Source organism: Streptomyces sp. B3I8 (genome assembly GCF_030816915.1).
GTDB lineage: Bacteria > Actinomycetota > Actinomycetes > Streptomycetales > Streptomycetaceae > Streptomyces.
In genome coordinates this window covers 5,684,192-5,704,944 of the sequence record NZ_JAUSYN010000002.1, presented here as the reverse complement: position 1 = coordinate 5,704,944, position 20,753 = coordinate 5,684,192, and the positions used below count along the sequence as shown (strand labels likewise).

The following is a 20,753-nucleotide window of genomic DNA, read 5'->3' as shown; positions in this document are numbered from 1 at the left end:
TGACCTGTCACACTTTGCCACCGTGTGTGAGCCACGACCCGAGTCGAGTCGTACGACCGCCGCGGCTATGCCGCCAGGGGCCGCGCCGCGAACCAGCCGATCGTGCGTTCGAGACCTTCCGCCCAGGAGGTACGGGGCCGCCAGCCCAGCACCTCCCGCGCCCGCGTGGTGTCCGGCCGGCGCCGTGCGGGGTCGTCGACGGGGCGCTCCACGAAGCGGATCCTTGACGACGAGCCCGTCAGCTCCACCACCCGCCGCGCCAGTTCGAGCATCGTGATCTCGTCACTGCCGCCGATGTTGACCGGCCCCGTCTCCCCCGCCGCCCCGGCCAGCGCGAGCACCCCGTCGACCGTGTCGTCGACGTAGCACAGGGACCGGGTCTGCCCGCCGTCCCCGGCGACGGTGAGCGGCGTCCCGTCCAGCGCCTGCGCGATGAACGTGGGTACCGCCCGGCCGTCCCCCGTCCGCATGCGCGGGCCGTAGGTGTTGAAGATGCGGACGATCGCCGCGTCCGTGCCGTGCACCTGCCGGTGCGAGGTGGCCAACGCCTCCGCGAACCGCTTGGACTCGTCGTAGACGCTGCGCGGCCCGATCGGGTTGACGTTCCCCCAGTACGTCTCCGGCTGCGGGTGTTCGAGGGGGTCGCCGTACACCTCGGAGGTGGACGCGAGCAGGAACCGCGCGCCGTCGCGCCGGGCGCGCTCCAGCGTGTTGCGGGTGCCGGTGCTGCCGGCCTCCAGCGTCTCCAGCGGGAGCCGCAGGTAGTCCACGGGCGAGGCGGGGCAGGCGAAGTGCAGCACGAGGTCGAAGGTGCCGGGCAGGGAGCGCACCACGGCCGGGTCGGTGACGTCACCCCGCACGAAGCGGAACCCGGACCGTTGTTCGAACGGTGCGACGTTGCCGCGCGACCCGGTGGCGAGGTTGTCCAGGCAGACCACCTCCGCGCCCTGATCGAGCAGACGTTCGCACAGATGCGAGCCGACGAAGCCCGCTCCTCCTGTCACCAGCGCGCGGCGCCACGTGTGCACATCCACGGGCCTCTCCTTTCGCTCTCGTGTCCACTCGAGTGCGCGGCGAGTACCCATTCGTCACGATATGCACCTGTCGACCCGGTACACCCCGGTGGGCGGCCTGCCACGGCGGGTGACCCGTCCCGGCGGGCGCGCACGCCGGGCCGCGCCTACGATCGCCCCGTGGCCCTCTTCCAACTGGAGCGCGTCGCCCCTCGGCTCTCCGTCGACCAGACCTGGCAGCGGCTGACCGACTGGCCGCGCCACGCCGACGTCACCCCGCTCACCCGGATCACCGTCCTCACCGAGCCGCCCACCCACGAGGGCACGGCCTTCGTGGGCCGCACGGGTGCGGGCCCGCTGGGCTTCGACGATCCGATGGAGGTCACCGCCTGGGAGCCCCCGCCGGAGCACACCCCGGCCCGCTGCCGCCTGGAGAAACACGGGCGACTGCTCCGCGGCTGGGTGGAGATCCGCGTCCACCCGCATCCCCCGGGCGGCGCCCGCGTGGTGTGGCAGGAGGACCTGCGGGTCCGCGGCTTCCCCCGCCTCCTGGACCCTGCCGTCCGCACGGGCGCCCGCCGGGCCTACGGCTACGCACTGGACCGCCTGTTGACGGCCTGACACCCGACACCTGACGCCTGACGCCTGGCGGTGACGCTCATGAATCGACGGCCCGCCGAGCGTTCCAGGGGGCCGTCGAAAAACATTTCCGGCGCACGCGCTCTTCGGTGTTCTCTCGGGCCGGGACGAGAGATACCGCTACCGCCGTCTCAGATGGTCGGGGTGTCGTCGACGGCCGGCTTGTGGATCTCGACGACCGGCTTCCACCCCGCGGAGAACTCGATGAAGTCCGCGCGGGTGGGATAGGTGTCGATCGCGCGACGGTCACGCTTGGGAGTGTCGCCGCCCTTGCGTCCCCGGGGAATCTGCTCCTCGAAGATGTCGACCTTCACGTCGGGAACCTCCTTGAGGCCCTGGCGCCAGATCTGCACGACGTCGGCACCGAACGCCTGCCGGGCCGCGGCGTAAAGGGCCGAGAGGGCCCCCTTGTCCCCACCGGGGACGAAAAGCGCCAGGTCCAGCACGACACCGGCGGACTGGAGGACCTCGATGGTCACCGGGCCGTTCTCGTCGGCCACGTGGACGCCGGCGTCGTTCTCGTCGTCCGGAAGGCTGGAGACCTCTTCCTGGAACACGGTCCTCGCCGTGATCGAGCCGCCCTCGAATTCCTCACCGGGCTTGGTCAGAAAGGCAGGGACATAGCAGTCGGGAAGTTTGAGTTCCGCCGAATCGGCGGAAACGAAAATCCTGTCCTGCACGCCGAGCTTCGTCACCTCTTCAAGCGAGATGCGGCGAGCGGCGATCTTCTCCGTGTTCACGATTTCCCTTTCAGGTCGCACTGTCCCTCCGAGCGAGGACGTTACCACGAAACCACGAGGTCAACTGCCCAGTAAACTTTAGGCAGATGACCTCCGAGGACCCGCACGGGAGGATATCGGGGCGAGTGCCGGTCGGCCGGGAACTCGCATCCGCCGGATAGTGTCCCTCGTCATGGCGCGGGTGTTCAACCGGCGGTTGCGTTTCGGTGCGTTGAGTGACACAGAGGAACCAAGAGAGAGTTTACGGCGGAAGTCACCCCAATTCCCTTCCGGGCAGCAGGCGGAGGCGGCAGGACAAGCCGATGCGAGCCACAAGCCGCCCCGGACGGGCCACGCACACGCCCCGGCACGACCGCCCTTCACCCACGTGTGCCCTGCGGCTCCCCTCGGAGCGGCAGGGCACGGTGGTCGTACGGCGCCGGCTCAGCGTGTCCGGTCCCCGGCGTACCCGACGAACGCCGCCCAGGCGTCCCGGGCGACGGACAGCCCGGACCGGGCCGTGTCCTTGGAGTCCCGGACATGAACGGCGGGAGCGGCGAGGGCGACCTCGACGCACTGGCCACCCTCGCCACTGCTGTAGGTGCTCTTGAACCAGGCCAGTTCCGCTGTCATCTTCATAGCTCTTCCAGCACCCCTCTACGAAGCGCATCGACTCTCGCGGAGTGAGAGCCTGGGCCCGGATGATTCCATACTGCGCTTCGAGCCCTCGTACGGAACTCCGCTCGGTGTGGAGAGAACTGCTTCGCCGGACCTCCACGTAGGCGATGCGCTGCCCCTCCCGGGTCTCGATCAACGTGAACGGGCCTCCCGGCCCCGCGTGTTCTTCCCGCAACAGCGGCATGACCCGGACTTCGACGTTGCGGTGCCGCGCGACGGCCAGGACGCGCTCAAGTTGTCCGCGATGTACCCCGGCCCCTCCGACGGGTCGGCGCAGCGCACACTCCTCGATGACGAAGCTCCTCAGCGGTACCGGCCACCGCGAGAAGATCTCCTGTCGTTGAAGCCGAGCGGCCACCCGTTGCTCGATCGTCCCCTCGTCGAGGAGGGGACGTCGCCTGGCGAAGACAGCCCGTACGTACTCCTCCGTCTGCAACAGGCCCTTGATGACATGAGTGTCGTAGGCGTGCAGTTCTACCGCCTCGGCCTCCAACCGCGCCGCGTCGCGGAAGAACGCCGGGAACTGCGCCCGCGCGACCTCCTCCTTCATCTCCCGCAGGACACCACCCGCGTCCAGGAGTTCGTCCCACGTCGATGAACCGGGGCGGCGGTACGCGCCTGCCCTGCTCGTACGACGCGATGGTGGACGGTGAATAACCCGTCCGCGCCCCGACCTCCACCCGCTCGGACGTACCGCGCTGGTCGCAGACGACGGCGCGGGTAGACCCACGTGGTACGCGGCGGTACCCCCCGGGGCTGGTTACCGGAGCGGTCCGCCGTCCTGACATGCCGGAGGCGGGCCCCGGGGCGCCGCATGGGACCGGCGCATCTCGCCGCACGACGGGGGATCCCATGCAGTGGGGCCCGCCCTCCGGCGTGCACGGACAAGGAGATGTACCGCGTTCTCCGACCGGTCACTCGGTGTTTCGGCTTCTGGCCGACGGCCTCTGAGAGGAGAGACCCCGTCCGTCGCCCGCACCGTCTCCCCGCCGGTCGCCAACGGCCGGTCGGCCGGCGAAGAGTGCCGTTCCGCGGTGGATCGGGATGTCCGCCCCCGTCAGCGGCGCCCCCGTGCCGCCCCGCCGTACCGCGACCAGTTCCGCCGCGATGGACACCGCCGTCTCCTCCGGGGTGCGGGCGCCCAGGTCGAGGCCGATCGGGGAGCGCAGGCGGGACAGTTCCGTCTCCGTCGCGCCCGCCTCGCGCAGCCGGCGCAGCCGGTCCTCGTGGGTGCGGCGCGAGCCCATCGCGCCGACGTACGCGAGCGGCAGCCGCAGGGCGCGGCGCAGCAGGGGGACGTCGAACCTGGCCTCGTGGGTGAGGACGCACAGGGCCGTGCGGGCGTCGACGCGGGTGCGGTCCAGGTAGCGGTGCGGCCAGTCGACGACGACCTCGTCCGCCTCCGGGAACCGGGCCGGTGTCGCGAAGACCGGGCGGGCGTCGCACACCGTGACGTGGAAGCCGAGGAGTTTGCCCGCGCGGACCAGGGCGGCGGTGAAGTCGACCGCGCCGAAGACGATCAGCCGGGGCGGTGGCGCGGACGCCTCCACCAGCACCGTGAGCGGCGTCCCGCAGCGGGACACCTCCGCCGTGCCGGTGCGGCCCGCGTCCAGGAAGGCGCGCGCCTCGGCCGCCACCGCACGGTCGAGGGCCGGGTCTCCGCCGAGGCCGCCCGTGTGCGTGCCGTCGGGGCGGACGAGCAGGGCCCGGCCCTCGTACGGGTCCGGGCCCGCGGACGCGTCCGTGCCCATGTCTGTGCGCGTGTCCGTCACCACTCGGGCCAGGGCCGCCGGGCGACCCGCCGCCGCGAGGGCGACGGCGGCCGCGTACACCTCCCGTGCCGGGTCCCCGATCCGCGCCGGCACCACCAGGACGTCGAGGACACCGCCGCAGGTCAGGCCGATGGCGAAGGCGTCGTCGCCGTCGCCGTCAGCGCCGTGGCCGAACCGTCCGCGGACGGGGCGGCCGTCGGCGAGGGCCTGCCGGCACAGGTCGTACACCGCGCCCTCGACGCAGCCGCCGGAGACCGAGCCGGTCACCGTGCCGGCCCGGTCCACCGCGAGGGCGGCGCCCGGCGGACGCGGCGCGCTGCCGTGGACGGTGACCACGGTGGCCACCGCCATCTCACGCCCCTCGGTGAACCACCGGTGCAGTTCCTCGGCGATGTCCAGCATTGTCTCGGGCTCCTCCCGCGGTCCGCGGTCCTGGGGACGACGCCTCAGCCCGGCGCGATGTGTTCCGGGCGCACCGGGACCCGGTCGAGCGCGAGGCCCGTCGCGTCACGGATCGCCGCCACGATCGCCGGGGTCGAGGACAGGGTGGGGGCCTCGCCCGCGCCGCGCAGCCCGTACGGGGCGTGCGGGTCGGCCAGTTCCAGCAGGTCGACCGGGATCGGCGGGGTGTCGAGGAGGGTGGGGATCAGGTAGTCCGTGAAGGACGGGTTGCGCACCCGTGCCGTCCCGGGGTCGATCACGATCTCCTCCATCACCGCGATGCCCAGCCCCTGGGCCGTACCGCCCTGGACCTGCCCGGTGACGGCCAGCGGGTTGACGGCCTTCCCGACGTCCTGCGCGCAGGCCAGTTCGACGACCTTGACCAGGCCCAGTTCGGTGTCGACCTCGACCACCGCCCGGTGCGCGGCGAACGTGTACTGGAGGTGGCCGTCGCCCTGCCCGGTGTGCGGGTCGAGCGGTTCGGTCGGGCGGTGCCGCCACTCGCGCTCGACCTCCACCACATCCTCGCCGAGCACGTCCGCGAGGCCGGCGAGCACCTCGCCGCCGACGGTGACCACCTTGCCGTCCGTGAGCAGCAACTCCTCGGTGTGCCAAACCGGTTGGGCTGCACCGAACCGGTGCCGGCCCAGCTCCAGCACCCGCGCGCGGACCAGCGCGCAGGCGTGGCGCACGGCGCCGCCGGTGACGTAGGTCTGCCGGGAGGCGGAGGTCGAACCGGCGCTGCCCACCCGGGTGTCGGCCGGGGCGAGGGTGACCCGGGCGACGCCCAGCTCGGTGCGGGCGATCTGCTCCTGGACGGTGATGTTCCCCTGGCCGACCTCGGCCATCGCGGTGTGCACCGTGACGACGGGTTCGCCGCCGGTCGTCTCCAGGCGGACGCGGGCCGTGGAGTGGTCGTCGAAGCCCTCGGAGAAGCCGACGTTCTTCATGCCGACGGCGTATCCGACGCCCCGTACGACGCCCTCCCCGTGCGTGCTGTTCGACGGGCCGCCGGGCAACTGCCGTACGTCCGCGCCCTCGGTGGTCTCCCACTGGCGTGCGGGCGGCAGCGGGCGCTCCCGGACCCGGCGCAGGAGTTCGGCGACCGGTGCCGGGGAGTCGACGCGCTGTCCGGTGGGCATGGCCGAGCCCTGCGCGAGGGCGTTGCGCTGCCTCAACTCCACGGGGTGAAGGCCGAGTTCGACGGCCAGCTTGTCCATCTGCGCCTCGTAGGCGAAGCACGCCTGCACGGCGCCGAAGCCGCGCATCGCGCCGCAGGGCGGGTTGTTGGTGTAGAGGGCGAGCGCCTCGACGTCCACGTCGTCCACGACGTACGGGCCGACGCCGAGCGAGGCCGCGTTGCCGACGACCGCCGGGGAGGTGGAGGCGTAGGCGCCGCCGTCGAGGACGATCCGGGCACGGACGTGGGTGAGCCTGCCGTCGCGGGTGGCGCCGTGCTCGTAGCGCAGGCGCGCGGGGTGGCGGTGGACGTGGCCGAGGAAGGACTCGGCGCGGTCGTAGACCATCTTGACCGGGCGGCCGGTGCGCAGCGCCAGCAGACAGGCGTGGATCTGCATGGACAGGTCCTCGCGGCCGCCGAAGGCGCCGCCGACCCCGGCCAGGGTCATGCGCACGAGTTCCTCGGGCAGGCCGAGCACGGGGGCGATCTGGTGCCGGTCGCCGTGCAGCCACTGGGTGGCGACGTACAGGTCGACGCCGCCGTCCTCGGCGGGCACGGCGAGTCCGGACTCGGGGCCGAGGAATGCCTGGTCCTGCATGCCGAAGACGTACTCGCCCGTCACGATCACGTCGGCGCGCTCCCGGGCCGACGGCACGTCGCCGCGCAGGATCGGCTGGCGGTGCAGGACGTTGGGGTGCGGGACGTGGGCGGCGAACGGGTCGGTGCGGCCGGGGTGGAGGAGGGGCGCGTCGGGGGACAGCGCGCTCGACTCGTCGGTGACGAGGGGGAGTTCGCGGTAGACGACCTTGATCCTTGCCGCCGCGCGGCGGGCGGTCTCGGGATGGTCGGCGGCGACGAGCGCGACGGGTTCGCCGTGGTGGCGGACGCGGTCGTGGGCGAGGACGGGGGTGTCGGGGATCACCAGTCCGTAGTGGCGGACGGCGGTGGGCAGATCCTCGTGGGTGAGGACGGCGTGGACACCGGGGACGGCGAGCGCGTCGGTGGGGTCGAGGGCGACGATCTCGGCGTGGGCGACCGGGGAGCGCAGGGTGCGGCCCCAGAGCATGTCCTCGTGCCACAGGTCGGAGCCGTAGGCGAACTCGCCGGTGACCTTGAGGATGCCGTCGGGGCGGGCGGCGGACTCGCCGACGCCACCCCGGGTGGACGGGGTCGACCGGGTGGAAGGGGGCGTCGCGGCGGGCAGGCCGGTCGGCGCGCCGGATGTCGCGCCGGATGTCGTGGCCGCCGGGGGTCGGCCGTTCGTCGCCATCGGGGATCAGGCCTCCTCGGCGTACCGCGCGGCCGCCAGGCGGACCGCGTCCATGATCTTCTCGTAGCCGGTGCAGCGGCACAGGTTGCCCGCGAGCGCCTCGCGGATGTCCTCGTCGGTGGGGCCGGGCCGCTGCCGCAGCAGCGCGTCGGCGGCGACCAGCAGACCGGGCGTGCAGAAGCCGCACTGGACGGCACCGGCGTCGAGGAACGCCTGCTGGACGGGGGCGAGTCCGTCCCCGTCCGCGAGTCCTTCGACGGTGACGACCTCGCTCCCCTCCGCCTGCCCCGCGGCGACCAGGCAGGCGCACACGAGGGTGCCGTCCAGCCGGACCGTGCACGAACCGCACTCCCCCTGTTCGCAGGCGTTCTTCGAGCCGGGCAGCCCCAGCCGCTCGCGCAGCACGTACAGGAGGGACTCGCTCTCCCGGACGTCGTCGGCCCGCAGCGGACGTCCGTTGACGGTCAGGCCGACACGCATCACGCGGCTCCCTCGAAGGCGTCGGGCCGGGCGCGGTAGGCCTCCCAGGCCCAGGCCAGGGTGCGCCGGGCCAGCACGCCGACCGCGTGGCGGCGGTAGCGGGCGGTGGAGCGCACGTCGTCGATCGGGTCGCAGGCGGCGGCGCACAGCGCGGCGAACTCCGCGGCGGCCGCGGGGGTGACGGCCCGCCCGGTGTCCCAGTGCCGGCCCTCGGCCAGGACCCCGTTCAGGAACTCCTCGGCGGGCGTGGCCCGTACGGGGGTCGGGGCGGCCGAGCCGATGCCGGTGCGGACGGTGCGGGTGGCGGGGTGCAGGGCGAGGCCGAACGCGCACACCGCGATGACCATGGCGTTGCGGGTGCCGACCTTGGCGTACTGCTGGGGTCCGTCGGCGGTGGGGATGTGGACGGCGCGGATCAGCTCGTCGGGCGCGAGCGCGTTGCGTTTCACGCCGGTGTAGAAGTCGTCGACGGGGATGCGCCGGGTGCCCCGTACGGAGGCGGCCTCGACCTCGGCGCCCGCGGCGAGCAGCGCCGGGTGCGCGTCGCCGGCCGGGGAGGCGGTGCCGAGGTTGCCGCCGACGCCGGCGCGGTTGCGGATCTGCGGGGAGGCGACCGTGCGGGAGGCGAGGGCGAGGCCCGGCAGGGCGCGGCCCAGGCGATCCATGATCGTCGTGTACGGCACTCCGGCGCCGAGACGTACGGATCCGGCGCCGGTCTCCCAGTCGTGGAGTTCGCGGACACGGGTGAGGTCGAGGAGCCGCTCGGGCCGCCGGAGACCGAAGTTGAGCTCCACCATCACGTCGGTGCCCCCGGCGAGCGGTACGGCGTCGGGGTACGCGGCCTTCGCCGCGAGCGCCTCGTCCCAGCCGGTGGGGCGCAGGAATTCCATGACCGGCTCCCTCGTTCGGGGCGTGCTCCCGCGCTCGGGGCACGCCTCCTTGCTCACCGGGCCGCTCCTCCTTGCCCGCCGGGTCCGCCCGCTGCTCACCGGGCCCGCTCCTCCGTTCGATTCACGCCAGGGCGGAGGCGGTGGCTCCGGCCCGGACGGCGTGCCGCGTACGGAGGGCGCGGTCGGTGCACAGCGGCACGGCGGTCCGGGTCGGTCACGGAAAACCCGAAGGAGTTCGCTGGCCACATCCATCATCTTGTAGATTCATATGAACGGAGGCCGTCGGCAACCCGGCCGCTCTCGCGCTAAGCCGCCCCGAAGCCCCGTACGCACCAGGCCACGGTCCGCGACGGCCGGAATCGCCCTGTTGCGAACCCCCTTCCGACATGCTGTGAAAGACGAGAACGGCGGCGACGACATGCGGCTGCGCGCACTGCTGGAGAACGATGCGCTGGGCCTGAGGCTGCTGGGCGGTGCGGACGAACTGGACCGCACCGTGCGCGGGGTGATGACCACGGACCTGACCGACCCCGGCCGCTACCTCTCGGGCGGCGAACTGGTCCTGACGGGACTGGCCTGGCGGCACGGCCCGGCCGACTCGGAACCGTTCGTCCGCGTCCTGGTGGCCGCCGGCGTCGCCGCGCTCGCCGTCGGCGACGCCGAACTGAGCGGCGTGCCGGAGGACCTGGTGACCGCCTGCGCCCGGCACCGGCTGCCGCTGCTCGCCGTGGACGAGTCGGTGGCGTTCGCCACCGTCACCGAGTACGTCGTGCGGCAGGTCTCCGGGGAGCGGGCCGGCGATCTGGCCGCGGTCGTCGACCGGCACCGGCGGATGATGACCTCCGGACCGGCCGGCGGCGGCCCCGACGTCGTCCTCGACCTGCTCGGCACCGACCTCGACCTGCGCGCCTGGGTCCTCTCCTGCACCGGCCGGATCGTCGCCGGGCGCGGCGACGCGCTGCCTGCCGGGGCGGGCGCCCTGCTGGCCGCCGAGCACCTGACGGCGGTGCGCGCGGGGCGGCGGGCGCCGTACCGGGTGAGCGTGGACGGGACGCCGTACTCCCTCTTCCCGGTGCGCGACGGCCGCCCGCCGCGGGAGCACGGCGACACGCGCGGGACGCTGCTGTCCGACTGGCTGCTCGCGGTGTCCGCGGACGCCGGGGACTGGCCCGAGGAGCGGCTGGACCTGCTGCACGGGGTGACCCAGCTCATCGCGGTGGAACGCGACCGCCGGGACGCTGCGCGCACGGTACGGCGACGGCTGGCGCAGGAGGTCCTCGAACTGGTGCAGACGGGCGCGGCGCCGACCGAGATCGCCGCCCGGCTGCGGGTCGCCGCACCGGTCCTGCTGCCCGGGCTCGGCGCCGCCCCGCAGTGGCAGGTGGTCGTCGCCCGGCTCCAGTGGGACGGCACGGAGGGCGGGGACGGGGGCGGGAACGAGGAGACGGCCGGGGGCGCGAGCGGGCCGGCGACACAGGCGCTGCTCGAGGAGATCCTGGTCGGTCCGCCGGCCGACGGCCCGGAGCCGGCCGACCGGATCGCGGTCGCCCACACGGGTGGGGAGGCCGTCGCGCTGGTGCCACTCCCTGCCGTCCCGGCCGAGGACGGCGGTTCCGAGTACGGCCTCCTCGCCGACACCCTGCTCGACGCGGTACGGGAACCGCTGACCGCCGGGCTCGACGGTGACGGGCGGCTCACCCTCGGCGTCAGCGCGCCGGTGCACTCGGCGGAGGGACTGCGCGGGGCGCTGGAGGAGGCCCGGCACGCCCGCCGGGTGGCCGCCGCGCGGCAGGGCCGGGTCTGCGCGGCCGGCCACCACGAACTCGCCTCGCACGTCCTGCTGCTGCCGTTCGTGCCGGACGACGTGCGCCGGGCGTTCACCGCACGGCTGCTCGACCCGCTGCGCGCGTACGACCGCCGGCACCGCGCCGAGCTGATACCGACCCTGGAGGCGTTCCTCGACTCCGACGGCTCCTGGACGCGCTGCGCGACCCGGCTCCATCTGCACGTCAACACACTGCGCTACCGGGTGGGGCGCATCGAACAGCTCACCGGCCGCGACCTGTCCCGCCTGGAGGACAAGCTGGACTTCTTCCTGGCACTGCGGATGAGCTGAGCGGGACGGGAGCGCGCGCCACTGCGGGTGCGGGGGTGCGCGCCGGTGCGGGCGTGGGGGTGCGCGCCGGTGCGTGAACACCCGCGTGGGGGCGCGTACGGCGGGGCACCGGCGCCCGGCAGGGCGCGACCGACGCGCCATGACTTTGTGAAATCCTTCACCCAGCCCCTTGGCGGGCTCCGCCATTGGTGCTGGAATGCCGCCACCACTCAACAGCTCGACGGCGCGCTCGGGGAGGGCAATGTGGCGTTCACCGCCATGTCTGGTACCGGAACGACCGCAGGAGACGATCCACTCCAGACCGCGATATGGCGGTTGCGCTCCCGCGCCTGCTGGACGGACGCGGCGGCGCTGCTCGAACCGGTCACGGCGCCGGCCGCGCTGCAGCGCGTCGCCCTGCTCGTGGAGCGTTGCCTCTACGCCGAACAGGGCTGGGACGAGGCCGAGGACGCGCTGCGCACGGCGGAGGCACTGGCCCACACCGACGAGGAGCGGGGCGCCGCGGCCTGCGAGCGCGGGCAGCTCGCGTACGCGGCGACGCTGCTGCGGGTGCGGGACAGGGCGGACGAGGCGCGGTCCGCGTTCGGACGGGCCGCGGCGCTGATCGCGCCGGGGGTGGCGGCGCGGGCACAACTGGACTTCCGGCGGGGGCTGCTCGCCGAGAACATCACGCGTTCCCCGCAGGCGGCGAAGGCGGCGTACCGGCGGGCGCACGCGGGTGCCGTCGCCCATGACGACCCGCTGCTGCTCTCCTCCACCTGGCGGCATCTCGCCGGACTCGCCCTGCGCGAGGGCGAGTTGGCGGAGGCGCGGCACGGTTTCGCCGAGTCGCTGCGGATCCGGGAGGAGTTGGGGTTCCTCGTCGGCACGGCGCCGGCGCTGGTGTCGCTCGCGGACGCGGAGGCGGAACCGGAGGCGGGGCGCCTCCGCGCGGAGGCGGGCCGCCTGTTCCGCCTCCTCGGCGGCGTCCCGACATGGCTCGCCCCACACGTCCCCGACACTTTGTGACTGCCGTCACATACCCGCGCCAACTCCGCGGCACGGTGCCGCTACCGGGCGGGGCCGCCTGCCGACCCGGGGGCGCCCTCACCGGGCCGGTTCGCCTGACAGCGGGGCGCCCACCGGGCGGGGGGCCCGGACCATCGGCGGCTGCGGCTCGCACTCGGCCGGTCGCGCGGTTCCCCGCGCCACCGACCAGGCCGGGCCCCGCTCCGTGACCAGCGACCCCTCCTCGACCGCGCACCACCCCGCCCACAAACCACACCCGCCCACCCACCAGGCGCCCAGGCACACGGGGGGAGCCGCACAAACACCCCCCACCTCCACCCCCCAAGGGGCGCGGGGAACTGCGCGACCAGCCCCCACCCGCCCGCGCCCGCCGGCGCACCACAACCGCCCACCCCGTCAGGCGATCAGGGGCGCGGGGAACTGCGCAAAACACCCCCCCACCCGCACCCGCACCCGCACCCGCACCCGCACCCGCACCCGCACCCGCACCCGGCGACGAACGAAGCGCCCCACGCAAGGTGCCCCACGCCACTCGTGACCGGGGTCACATACTCCCGGTCGGACCGCCGAAGTGCTCCCCCACCAACACCCCCACCGCCCCCGCGTCCTGCGCGATCAACGCGTCCAGCAACGCCGTATGCTCCGCCGCGTCGGCGACAAGCGCCGCCCGCCCGTGGCGCGCCGCACCGCCCACACCCCGCGCACCCCCGCGCACCGGCCCCGGCCCCTGCGCCCGCCGACGCAGATCGTCCGCGAGCCGCACCAACTGCTCGTTGCCCGCGAGCCCCAGTACCGCCCGGTGGAACGCCCGGTCCGCCTCCGCGTACGCCCCCGGGTCACCGCCGGAGGCAGCCCGTACCGTCGCCTCGGCCAGCGGCCGCAACTCCGCCCAGCGCCCCGCCGACACCGTACGGGCGAGCCGCAGCACCACCGGCACCTCCAGCAACGCCCGTATCTCCGCCAGCTCGGCCAACTCGCGGGCGCACCGCTCGACCACCCGGAACCCCCGGTTGGGAACGACCTCGACCGCGCCCTCCAGCGCGAGCTGCTGCATCGCCTCGCGCACCGGCGTCGCGGAGACCCCGAACCGCTCGCCGAGCACGGGCGCCGAGTACACCTCGCCCGGCTCCAGTTCCCCGGCGACCAGCGCCGCCCGCAACGCCTCCAGCACCTGCCCCCGGACCGACGTACGCCGTACGACGGGCCGCCCGTCCGCCCGGGGCGACGGGATCGGGAACTCGGCGTGCGTGTGCTCGCCCCGCGCGGCCCCCTCGGCGGCGGGACGGCTCCGCTCGGGGCCGACGGCCCGCGGCCGCGCGGCCGGACGCGGTTCGGCAGGGCGGGAGTCCGTGAACCCGAGGCTGTCGGCGGGACGACGTGAAGCGGCCTGTTCCACGGGTACTCCTCACGGACTTGACGGCACACGGCACCCATTGAGGGCATAGTCGCGCCTTTGTCACCAGTCGGGGAGAACGATAGGCGCACCCGCCCCAGGGTCAAAGCGCAAGCGGTGCGCTAAGGTAAGCCTTACCTCTGTAGGCCCCGCGACCCCGGTGGTACCGCATGCTCCTGTCCACGGCCGCCCGCCCCGCCGACCGCACCGTCCCGGACACCGCGGCCCCCCGCACGGCCGCCGCCGTTCTCGCCGAGTCGTACGAGCGCACAGCCGAGGCACTCCCCTGGATCACCTTCCTCCCGCTCGGACCGGACGAGCCGCTGCCCGAGGGCGACACCTGGGTCGGCGCCGCGGCGCTCGCACGGGACCCCGAGGCGCTGGACGCGTATCTGACGTGGGACAGGGAGCAGGTCCTGCGGGACCACGGCCGGCCCGGCCGCCCGGACGTCGTGGCCGGCTTCGGTCTGCACCGCTACGCCTGGCCGGCCTGTCTGCTGTTCACGCTCCCCTGGTTCCTGCACCGCAGGGTGCCGCACCTGCCCGTGGAGCGGGTCGCCCACGACCGCGAGCACGGCAGGATCGCCGCCCGCCCCGCCGGCTTCGCCTGCCTGCCCGGCGACCCGGCGGCCTCGGTGCCCGGCGCCCGCGTCCTACGGGACGAGGATGCCCTGCGCGCGGAGCTGCGGTCGGCGGTGGCGGAGCACCTGGGGCCGGTCCTGGACGCCTTCGGCCCGGTGATGCGGCGTCGCGGCCGGGGCCTGTGGGGCATGGCGACGGACGAGATGACGGAGGGGCTCTGGTACGTCGGCAACCTGCTCGGCGAGGAGCGGCGGGCCGTGCGCGAGCTGGAGGCGCTGCTGCCGGGCACGGAGAAGCCGTACGCCGGCTCCCCCGCGTTCCGCGAACTGACCGGCCCGCGGGGCGAGTCGCTGACCACCCGGGACCGGGTGAGCTGCTGCCTCTTCTACACACTGAACCCGCGCGACACCTGCGTCACCTGCCCTCGGACCTGCGACCAGGACCGCGTCGCCAAGTTGACGACTCCCGCGGTCGGCTGACCACCCGTCGGCCACCGCACCGGGCCGTGCCGTAAGATCAACTTCGAACAGGACGACCCCGTACCGGACCGGTATCGATCCGGTGTCCTCCCGCGCAGGTCACAGGTAGTTCACAATATCCTCACTCGGCGCAGGAACTTTTCGTGGCACCACGCTTACGGGTAGTCTTATTCGAACTCAACTCCCGCCCCTCATGCGACAGTTCGAGCAGATCGCCGCCCTGGGCATTCCCTTGCACCTCCTTGGCGGCCTCTTGCCCCGAAACCCCCTGAGGGCCCTCGGGAGTGGGCCACTATGGCGGGCGTTACGCCCTATCCCAATGCAAGGGACCCCAGATGAGATTGACCGACATATCGCTGAACTGGCTGCTGCCGGGCGGCGTACTGCTCCTGGGCATGCTGGCGGCGGTGGCGGTGCTCGCGCGCGGCAAGCGCACCACGGGGGAGAGCGCGAGCGCGGACGACTCGTGGGAGCGTGCCGAGGAGCGCCGCAGGCGCAAGGAGGCACTGTACGGCACCGCCTCCTACGTGCTGCTGTTCTGCTGTGCGGCGGTCGCCGCCGCCCTCTCCTTCCACGGCCTGGTCGGCTTCGGCCAGCAGAACCTCGGCCTCACCGGCGGCTGGGAGTACCTCGTCCCGTTCGGTCTGGACGGCGCGGCCATGTTCTGCTCGGTGCTCGCGGTACGTGAGGCCAGCCATGGCGACGCGGCGCTCGGCTCCCGGATACTGGTGTGGACGTTCGCCGGTGCCGCGGCCTGGTTCAACTGGGTGCACGCGCCCAGGGGTGTCGCCCACGCGGGCGCACCGCAGTTCTTCTCCGGCATGTCGCTCTCCGCGGCCGTGCTGTTCGACCGCGCGCTGAAGCAGACCCGCCGGGCCGCCCTGCGTGAGCAGGGCCTGGTGCCGCGGCCGCTGCCGCAGATCCGCGTCGTCCGCTGGCTGCGGGCGCCCCGCGAGACGTACAAGGCGTGGTCGCTGATGCTGCTCGAGGGCGTGCGGAGCCTGGACGAGGCCGTCGAGGAGGTCCGCGAGGACCAGCGCCAGAAGGAGCAGAACCGACTGCGCCGGCGCGAGCAGGAGAAGCTGGACCGCGCCCATTTGAAGGCGATCAGCCGCGGCCACCGCGGGCTGCCCGGCCGCGGCGGTGGCGGCGGCCACCAGGTCGAGGTGGAACGGGCGCCCGCGCAGGCGGACCCCGCGATACCCAAGGCGGAGCTGCCCGCGCGCGCCGCCCGCCCCTCCCTGCAGCCCGTCCGGCCCGGCGGCTCGGACTCCGTCACCGTCGACCTCACATCGGAGGACGACACACAGGCTCTCCCTCGGCTCGACTCGCTGGAGCGCAAGCTCAAGGACCTGGAGCAGCAGTTCGGCTGAGCACTGGCACACGGTGAGCCGGTACGTACTGCCACGGGGACGCGGCCTGAACCTTCAGGCCGCGTCCCCGTCCAGTGAGAGCCCCCTCACCGCCCCCACGTCCGGCGCCTCGCCAGTCGCACGACCCGCCGCACCGGCGGCCGTCGGTTCGGCCGCCGCATCGACAGCCGCAGTATCGACAGCCGCCCGATCTGTCGTCAGGCCGGATGCCGCACCGGTCGTCAGATCGGTCAGTTCGAACCACACCGTCTTGCCCACACCATGCGCGCGCACCCCCCAGGCGTCGGCGAGGGCGCGCACCAGCACCAGCCCCCGGCCGTTCGTCCGCTGCACGGCCGCGTCCGGCTCCTCCTGCGCGGGAGAGGGCCGGGGCGTGGGCCCGCTCTCCGCGAAGTCCCGCACCTCCACGTGTAGTTCGCCCCCCGAGACGACGGCCGTGACGACCGCCTCGCGGTCGGTGTGCACGAGGGCGTTGGCGACCAGCTCGCTGGTGAGCAGCTCGGCGACGGCGGAGCGGTCCGGCTCCGCCCGGTCGTCCAGCAACTCGCGCAGTTCACGCCGCACTTCGGACACGGACCGTAGGTCCGCCGCCTCCAGTCCGAGCCGCAGCCGGGCGTCTTCCGCACGCCCCGTCCGCCCCGTCCGGCCTCTCGCCCTCCGTAACTCCGACACCGGCTGCCCGTTCATGATCCCCCGGATTCCCGCCCCGTACGTCACCGTGACTCGCGGTCGTGGTCGTGGTCGTGGTCATATTCGTGATCATGGTCGTACTCGTGGTCATCGTGGTGCTCGTGGTCATCGTCGTACTCGCACTCGTGGTCGTGGTCCGTCGTCGTGGTCTGTCGTCGTCGGCTCGAACACGTTCACGGGGATGCATGCCCGGCCGTTCGGCCGGGCAGTCCTGGCGCACCCTCGACAACGGGTCGGGTATGCGCCATGTCCGTACCTGCCGCCCCACCCTTCGGCACGGACGGCGCGGCACCGCGGTTCAGGGGCGGGGCACGTTGCGCAGGTTGGATCGGGCCATCTGCAGCATGCGGCCGACGCCGCCGTCGAGGACCATCTTCGAGGCGGACAGCGCGAACCCGGTGACCATCTCCGCGCTGATCTTCGGCGGGATCGACAGGGCGTTGGGGTCGGTGACGACGTCGACGAGAGCCGGACCCTTGTGCTTGAAGGCGTCCTTCAGCGCGCCGGGGAGGTCCTTGGGCTTCTCCACGCGGACCCCGTGGGCGCCACAGGCGCGGGCCACCGCGGCGAAGTCGGGGTTCTTGTTGGTGGTGCCGTGCGAGGGGAGTCCGGCGACCAGCATCTCCAACTCGACCATGCCGAGCGAGGAGTTGTTGAACAGTACGACCTTCACCGGCAGGTCGTACTGGACGAGGGTGAGGAAGTCGCCCATCAGCATGCTGAACCCGCCGTCGCCGGAGAGCGAGATCACCTGCCGTCTGCGGTCGGTGAACTGCGCGCCGATCGCCATGGGCAGCGCGTTGGCCATGGAACCGTGCGAGAACGACCCGATGATCCGGCGGCGGCCGTTGGGCGAGAGGTACCGTGCGGCCCACACGTTGCACATCCCCGTGTCGACGGTGAACACGGCGTCGTCGGCGGCGAGTTCGTCGACGACGGAGGCCACGTACTCGGGGTGGACGGGGACGTGCTTGTCGACCTTGCGGGTGTAGGCCTTGACGACCCCCTCCAGCGCGTCGGCGTGCTTCTTCAGCATCCGGTCCAGGAAGCGGCGGTTCTTCTTCTCCCGCACGCGCGGGATCAGGCACCGCAGGGTCTCCCGCACGTCGCCCCAGACCGCGAGGTCCAGCTTGGAGCGGCGGCCGAGACGCTCGGGGCGGACGTCGACCTGGGCGATCTTCACGTCGTGGGGCAGGAAGGCGTTGTACGGGAAGTCCGTGCCGAGCAGGATCAGCAGCTCGCACTCGTGGGTGGCCTCGTAGGCGGCCCCGTACCCGAGCAGACCGCTCATCCCGACGTCGAACGGGTTGTCGTACTGGATCCACTCCTTGCCGCGCAGGGCGTGCCCGACGGGCGACTTGATCAGCCCGGCGAACTCCATCACCTCGGCGTGCGCACCGGCGGTGCCGCTGCCGCAGAAGAGGGTGACCCGGTCGGCGGCGTCGATCATGTCGACCAGCCGGTCGATCTCCGCGTCGCCGGGCCGGACGGTCGGCCGGGAGGTGACCAGCGCGGTCTCGGCGGCCCGCTCGGACACGGGCTCACCGGCGATGTCGCCCGGCAGCGCCACGACGCTCACCCCGCCCTGCCCGACCGCGTGCTGGATCGCGGTCTGCAGCAGCCGTGGCATCTGCCGGGTGTTGGAGATCAGCTCGCTGTAGTGGCTGCACTCGCGGAAGAGCTGGTCGGGGTGGGTCTCCTGGAAGTAGCCGAGGCCGATCTCACCGGCGGGGATGTGCGAGGCGAGGGCGAGGACGGGGGCCATCGAACGGTGGGCGTCGTAGAGGCCGTTGACGAGGTGCAGGTTGCCGGGCCCGCTGGAGCCGGCGCAGGCGGTCAGCCGGCCGGTGATCTGCGCCTCGGCCCCGGCCGCGAAGGCGGCGGTCTCCTCGTGCCGTACGTGCACCCAGTCCATGCCGGAGTGCCGGCGCACGGCGTCCACCACGGGGTTCAGGCTGTCCCCGACCACCCCGTACAGCCGCCTGACCCCGGCACGCGCCAGGATGTCGACGAACTGCTCGGCGACGTTCTGCTTGGCCATGGTCCATGCCCTTCGGTTCGGCGGGGTCGGATCGGGGCGCTCCGGTGGCGATGTGGCGGTTGTGGGGCTCGGCACGGGGTGCCCCGATTCCATCCATCCACACCGGCCGGGACGCCGCGACTTCGACGGGGCCCGGTGCGACCATCCGGACTCCGTCCGCTGTCCGCTGTCCGCTCCGCCTACCCCTTCTCCCAGACCGCCGCGGCCGTACGGTCGTCCGCGTAGCCCTTGACCCGGACCTGGGCGTCGGCGAGGAACGCGGCGAGGCCGGGGGGTTCGCCACCGGCCCAGCGGTCCGTCAGGTGCCGGGCCAGCTCCGGCTCACCGCGCAGGGGGTCGGCGAGGCCCGCGGTGCATAGCAGCAGGACGTCACCCGGGCGGGCGACGGAGGCCCGGAAGCGGAAGGGCGCGCGGGGCGGTTCGGGGGCGGGCCGGTACGGGCTCGGCGGGGCGGCGATGCCGAGGTCCATGGTGAGCCGGTCCCCGCCCCCGGACCCGGGGACGGCACCGGCGCCGTCACCGGCCCGCGGCTCGATGTCCTGCCACTCGCCGTCCCGCAGCCGGAACAGCCCGCCGTCACCGGCCCCGAAGAAGACGCGGACCCGGCACTCGGGGTCGGCCGGGAGCAGCAGACAGCGCAGGGCGGCGTGGTACGTGTCCGGGTCCAGCCCCTGCTCGACGGCGTCGGCGCGGAGCCGGCCGAGGGAGCGGTCGGTGAGGCGTTGCAGCCCCGACTTCAGGTCGCCGCGGCGCCCGGCGCGGATGTCCTCGGCGAGCCGTCCGTGGCTGCGGCCGACGGCGCGGCCGATGTGCCGGCACAGCTCGGCGGCGGCACGGTGCGCGCCGGGGGTGCCGCGGGCGCCGGTGGCCACGGCGACGAACACCAACGCGTCGTCGCCCCCGCCGAAGCGGGCCGTGAGCAGCGCGTCCCGCCGCGGCTCACCGCGGAATCGCCCGGAATCGCCCCGCAGCGAGACGGCCCGCACCGTGCAGGCCCCGTACCGGGCTCCGTCCAGCACGGTGTCCGGGACGACGTCCCGCAGCACGTCCGGGTCGGACAGCGGGAGCGCGGTGGGCTCGGCGTCGTAGGTGGGCGGCCCGGACCCCACGTGGAGGACGCTCGCGGGGACACGGGGCGGCGCCGAGGGCGGCGGGACCGCGTCCTCCGGTCCGCGCGAGGACACGGGAGCCGGGGGTGCCGCAGGTGTCGGAGGCGGGGGTGCGGAAGCCGCCGGAGGGCTTGCCGGTACCGGCGGCGTGGTCGGTGCCTGCGCGCCGGACGGTGCCGGAGGGCCTGACGGTGCCGGGGGTGCCGGGGGTGCCGGAGGCACGTCGGCTTCGTGGGCGACCGCACCGGAACCGCCCCATGGACGGTACTCGTCCTCGAAGTCCTCCCCGTCGCCTGCCCCGATACCGGCCTCGATGTCGTCTCCGGCATCCGCCCCGACATCCGCCCCCGCGTCCTCCACGACCGCTCCCGCCGAGGCGAACCGGTCGTCCAGGGAGTCACCCGCCGCGCTCGGCCCCGCGTCCTGCGCGGAACCGTCGTACAGCTCCCGCCACCAGTCGTCCTCCCGGCCGATGGGCCGCTCCCGGCTCTCCCCCTGCTGGCTCATGCCCCCAATTGTCGCCCGCGAGGGCCATTTGAAAACGGCGCATCAGGAAAAGCCGCGCGCGTCCGGTGCCCGACGGCGTACCGGAACCCGCGCACCACCGCTCCGCACCGCCGGACGGCCCCACCCCCCACGGGAGGGCCGTCCGGCGGCGTCGGCGGGCCCGGGCGGGACCGCGCCCGCCGGGCATGAGACGTGCGGCTCGCACCGGCCGCGGGCCGGACACCGACCGCCCGCGTACCGCGCGGAACCACCGCGCGTCGTCCGCCCCCGTACGGGACACCTGAACAGCCCCGTACGACCGGCGGTGGCGCCACCTTGTCAGAGTGGACGCGGATACCGCGATGATGTTGGCGGGCGGGTTTGCGTCATGGCA

Annotated in this window: 16 protein-coding genes and 1 pseudogene; 5 read left to right on the top strand and 12 right to left on the bottom strand. The window is 73.7% G+C overall.

Annotated elements, in window-relative coordinates; genetic code table 11:
• Positions 1-65 precede the first annotated feature (65 nt).
• Entirely contained in the window at positions 66-1,034 is a 969-nt protein-coding gene (locus QFZ64_RS27380) for a UDP-glucuronic acid decarboxylase family protein (RefSeq protein WP_307070179.1), read from the bottom strand.
• 159 nt (positions 1,035-1,193) lie between these two features.
• Here QFZ64_RS27380 and QFZ64_RS27375 point away from each other — a divergent pair, with 159 nt between their 5' ends.
• Positions 1,194-1,634: an SRPBCC family protein gene (locus QFZ64_RS27375; protein WP_307070177.1), complete on the top strand. Its 441-nt coding sequence runs from the start codon at positions 1,194-1,196 to the stop codon at positions 1,632-1,634.
• Between the two features lie 149 nt (positions 1,635-1,783).
• On the opposite strand, the gene QFZ64_RS27370 is transcribed toward QFZ64_RS27375, so the two are convergent.
• From QFZ64_RS27370 to QFZ64_RS27340, 7 genes and pseudogenes are all read right to left on the bottom strand, one after another.
• Positions 1,784-2,392 (bottom strand): hypothetical protein, encoded by a 609-nt coding sequence (locus QFZ64_RS27370; RefSeq protein ID WP_307070175.1) that lies wholly within the window; start codon positions 2,390-2,392, stop codon positions 1,784-1,786.
• A gap of 423 nt (positions 2,393-2,815) precedes the next feature.
• Positions 2,816-3,010, bottom strand: coding sequence for a DUF397 domain-containing protein (locus QFZ64_RS27365; RefSeq protein WP_307070174.1), 195 nt, complete (start codon positions 3,008-3,010; stop codon positions 2,816-2,818).
• Between the two features lie 16 nt (positions 3,011-3,026).
• Positions 3,027-3,903: pseudogene (locus tag QFZ64_RS27360) on the bottom strand (helix-turn-helix transcriptional regulator); the annotation flags it as partial.
• Between the two features lie 60 nt (positions 3,904-3,963).
• Entirely contained in the window at positions 3,964-5,223 is a 1,260-nt protein-coding gene (locus QFZ64_RS27355) for an XdhC family protein (RefSeq protein ID WP_307070172.1), read from the bottom strand.
• A 44-nt stretch (positions 5,224-5,267) separates the two neighbouring features.
• Positions 5,268-7,712: a xanthine dehydrogenase subunit D gene (gene pucD, locus QFZ64_RS27350; RefSeq protein WP_307070169.1), complete on the bottom strand. Its 2,445-nt coding sequence runs from the start codon at positions 7,710-7,712 to the stop codon at positions 5,268-5,270.
• 6 nt (positions 7,713-7,718) lie between these two features.
• The gene (locus QFZ64_RS27345) at positions 7,719-8,192 is read right to left on the bottom strand and encodes a (2Fe-2S)-binding protein (RefSeq protein ID WP_307070167.1); all 474 of its coding nucleotides are present in this window, start codon (positions 8,190-8,192) and stop codon (positions 7,719-7,721) included.
• Complete coding sequence (locus QFZ64_RS27340; protein WP_307070165.1) at positions 8,192-9,082, bottom strand: xanthine dehydrogenase family protein subunit M; 891 nt, start codon at positions 9,080-9,082, stop codon at positions 8,192-8,194. The genes QFZ64_RS27345 and QFZ64_RS27340 overlap by 1 nt, the downstream gene beginning before the upstream one ends.
• Before the next feature lie 418 nt (positions 9,083-9,500).
• Here QFZ64_RS27340 and QFZ64_RS27335 point away from each other — a divergent pair, with 418 nt between their 5' ends.
• Positions 9,501-11,198, top strand: a complete 1,698-nt coding sequence (locus QFZ64_RS27335) for a PucR family transcriptional regulator (protein ID WP_307071887.1) — start codon at positions 9,501-9,503, stop codon at positions 11,196-11,198.
• A 243-nt stretch (positions 11,199-11,441) separates the two neighbouring features.
• Positions 11,442-12,206, top strand: a complete 765-nt coding sequence (locus QFZ64_RS27330) for a hypothetical protein (protein ID WP_307071886.1) — start codon at positions 11,442-11,444, stop codon at positions 12,204-12,206.
• A 544-nt stretch (positions 12,207-12,750) separates the two neighbouring features.
• Here QFZ64_RS27330 and QFZ64_RS27325 read toward each other — a convergent pair.
• Positions 12,751-13,602, bottom strand: coding sequence for a GntR family transcriptional regulator (locus QFZ64_RS27325; protein WP_307070163.1), 852 nt, complete (start codon positions 13,600-13,602; stop codon positions 12,751-12,753).
• 167 nt (positions 13,603-13,769) lie between these two features.
• Between QFZ64_RS27325 and QFZ64_RS27320 the strand changes: the two genes are divergently transcribed.
• Together QFZ64_RS27320 and QFZ64_RS27315 are read left to right on the top strand one after the other, a co-directional pair.
• On the top strand, positions 13,770-14,660 hold the full coding sequence (locus tag QFZ64_RS27320) for a (2Fe-2S)-binding protein (protein ID WP_307070161.1): 891 nt from the start codon (positions 13,770-13,772) through the stop codon (positions 14,658-14,660).
• Positions 14,661-14,995: 335 nt separating this feature from the next.
• Positions 14,996-16,033 (top strand): DUF2637 domain-containing protein, encoded by a 1,038-nt coding sequence (locus tag QFZ64_RS27315; RefSeq protein ID WP_307070159.1) that lies wholly within the window; start codon positions 14,996-14,998, stop codon positions 16,031-16,033.
• Between the two features lie 54 nt (positions 16,034-16,087).
• Here QFZ64_RS27315 and QFZ64_RS27310 read toward each other — a convergent pair whose 3' ends face one another.
• The 3 genes from QFZ64_RS27310 to QFZ64_RS27300 all read right to left on the bottom strand — a co-directional run bounded on the left by QFZ64_RS27310 (position 16,088) and on the right by QFZ64_RS27300 (position 20,380).
• Positions 16,088-16,606 (bottom strand): ATP-binding protein, encoded by a 519-nt coding sequence (locus QFZ64_RS27310; RefSeq protein WP_373430673.1) that lies wholly within the window; start codon positions 16,604-16,606, stop codon positions 16,088-16,090.
• Between the two features lie 415 nt (positions 16,607-17,021).
• Entirely contained in the window at positions 17,022-18,764 is a 1,743-nt protein-coding gene (locus QFZ64_RS27305) for a pyruvate dehydrogenase (protein WP_307070157.1), read from the bottom strand.
• Positions 18,765-18,943: 179 nt separating this feature from the next.
• Complete coding sequence (locus tag QFZ64_RS27300) at positions 18,944-20,380, bottom strand: protein phosphatase 2C domain-containing protein (protein ID WP_307070154.1); 1,437 nt, start codon at positions 20,378-20,380, stop codon at positions 18,944-18,946.
• Between the last annotated feature and the right edge of the window lie 373 nt (positions 20,381-20,753).

What these genes read in the sequence shown, in the direction of transcription:
- QFZ64_RS27365 (WP_307070174.1), bottom strand. Translation starts at nt 3,010, where the DNA reads ATGAAGATGACAGCGGAACTGGCCTGGTTCAAGAGCACCTACAGCAGT.
- QFZ64_RS27355 (WP_307070172.1), bottom strand. Translation starts at nt 5,223, where the DNA reads ATGCTGGACATCGCCGAGGAACTGCACCGGTGGTTCACCGAGGGGCGT.
- pucD (WP_307070169.1), bottom strand. Translation starts at nt 7,712, where the DNA reads ATGGCGACGAACGGCCGACCCCCGGCGGCCACGACATCCGGCGCGACA.
- QFZ64_RS27345 (WP_307070167.1), bottom strand. Translation starts at nt 8,192, where the DNA reads ATGCGTGTCGGCCTGACCGTCAACGGACGTCCGCTGCGGGCCGACGAC.
- QFZ64_RS27340 (WP_307070165.1), bottom strand. Translation starts at nt 9,082, where the DNA reads ATGGAATTCCTGCGCCCCACCGGCTGGGACGAGGCGCTCGCGGCGAAG.
- QFZ64_RS27335 (WP_307071887.1), top strand. Translation starts at nt 9,501, where the DNA reads ATGCGGCTGCGCGCACTGCTGGAGAACGATGCGCTGGGCCTGAGGCTG.
- QFZ64_RS27320 (WP_307070161.1), top strand. Translation starts at nt 13,770, where the DNA reads ATGCTCCTGTCCACGGCCGCCCGCCCCGCCGACCGCACCGTCCCGGAC.
- QFZ64_RS27315 (WP_307070159.1), top strand. Translation starts at nt 14,996, where the DNA reads ATGAGATTGACCGACATATCGCTGAACTGGCTGCTGCCGGGCGGCGTA.
- QFZ64_RS27305 (WP_307070157.1), bottom strand. Translation starts at nt 18,764, where the DNA reads ATGGCCAAGCAGAACGTCGCCGAGCAGTTCGTCGACATCCTGGCGCGT.
- QFZ64_RS27300 (WP_307070154.1), bottom strand. Translation starts at nt 20,380, where the DNA reads ATGAGCCAGCAGGGGGAGAGCCGGGAGCGGCCCATCGGCCGGGAGGAC.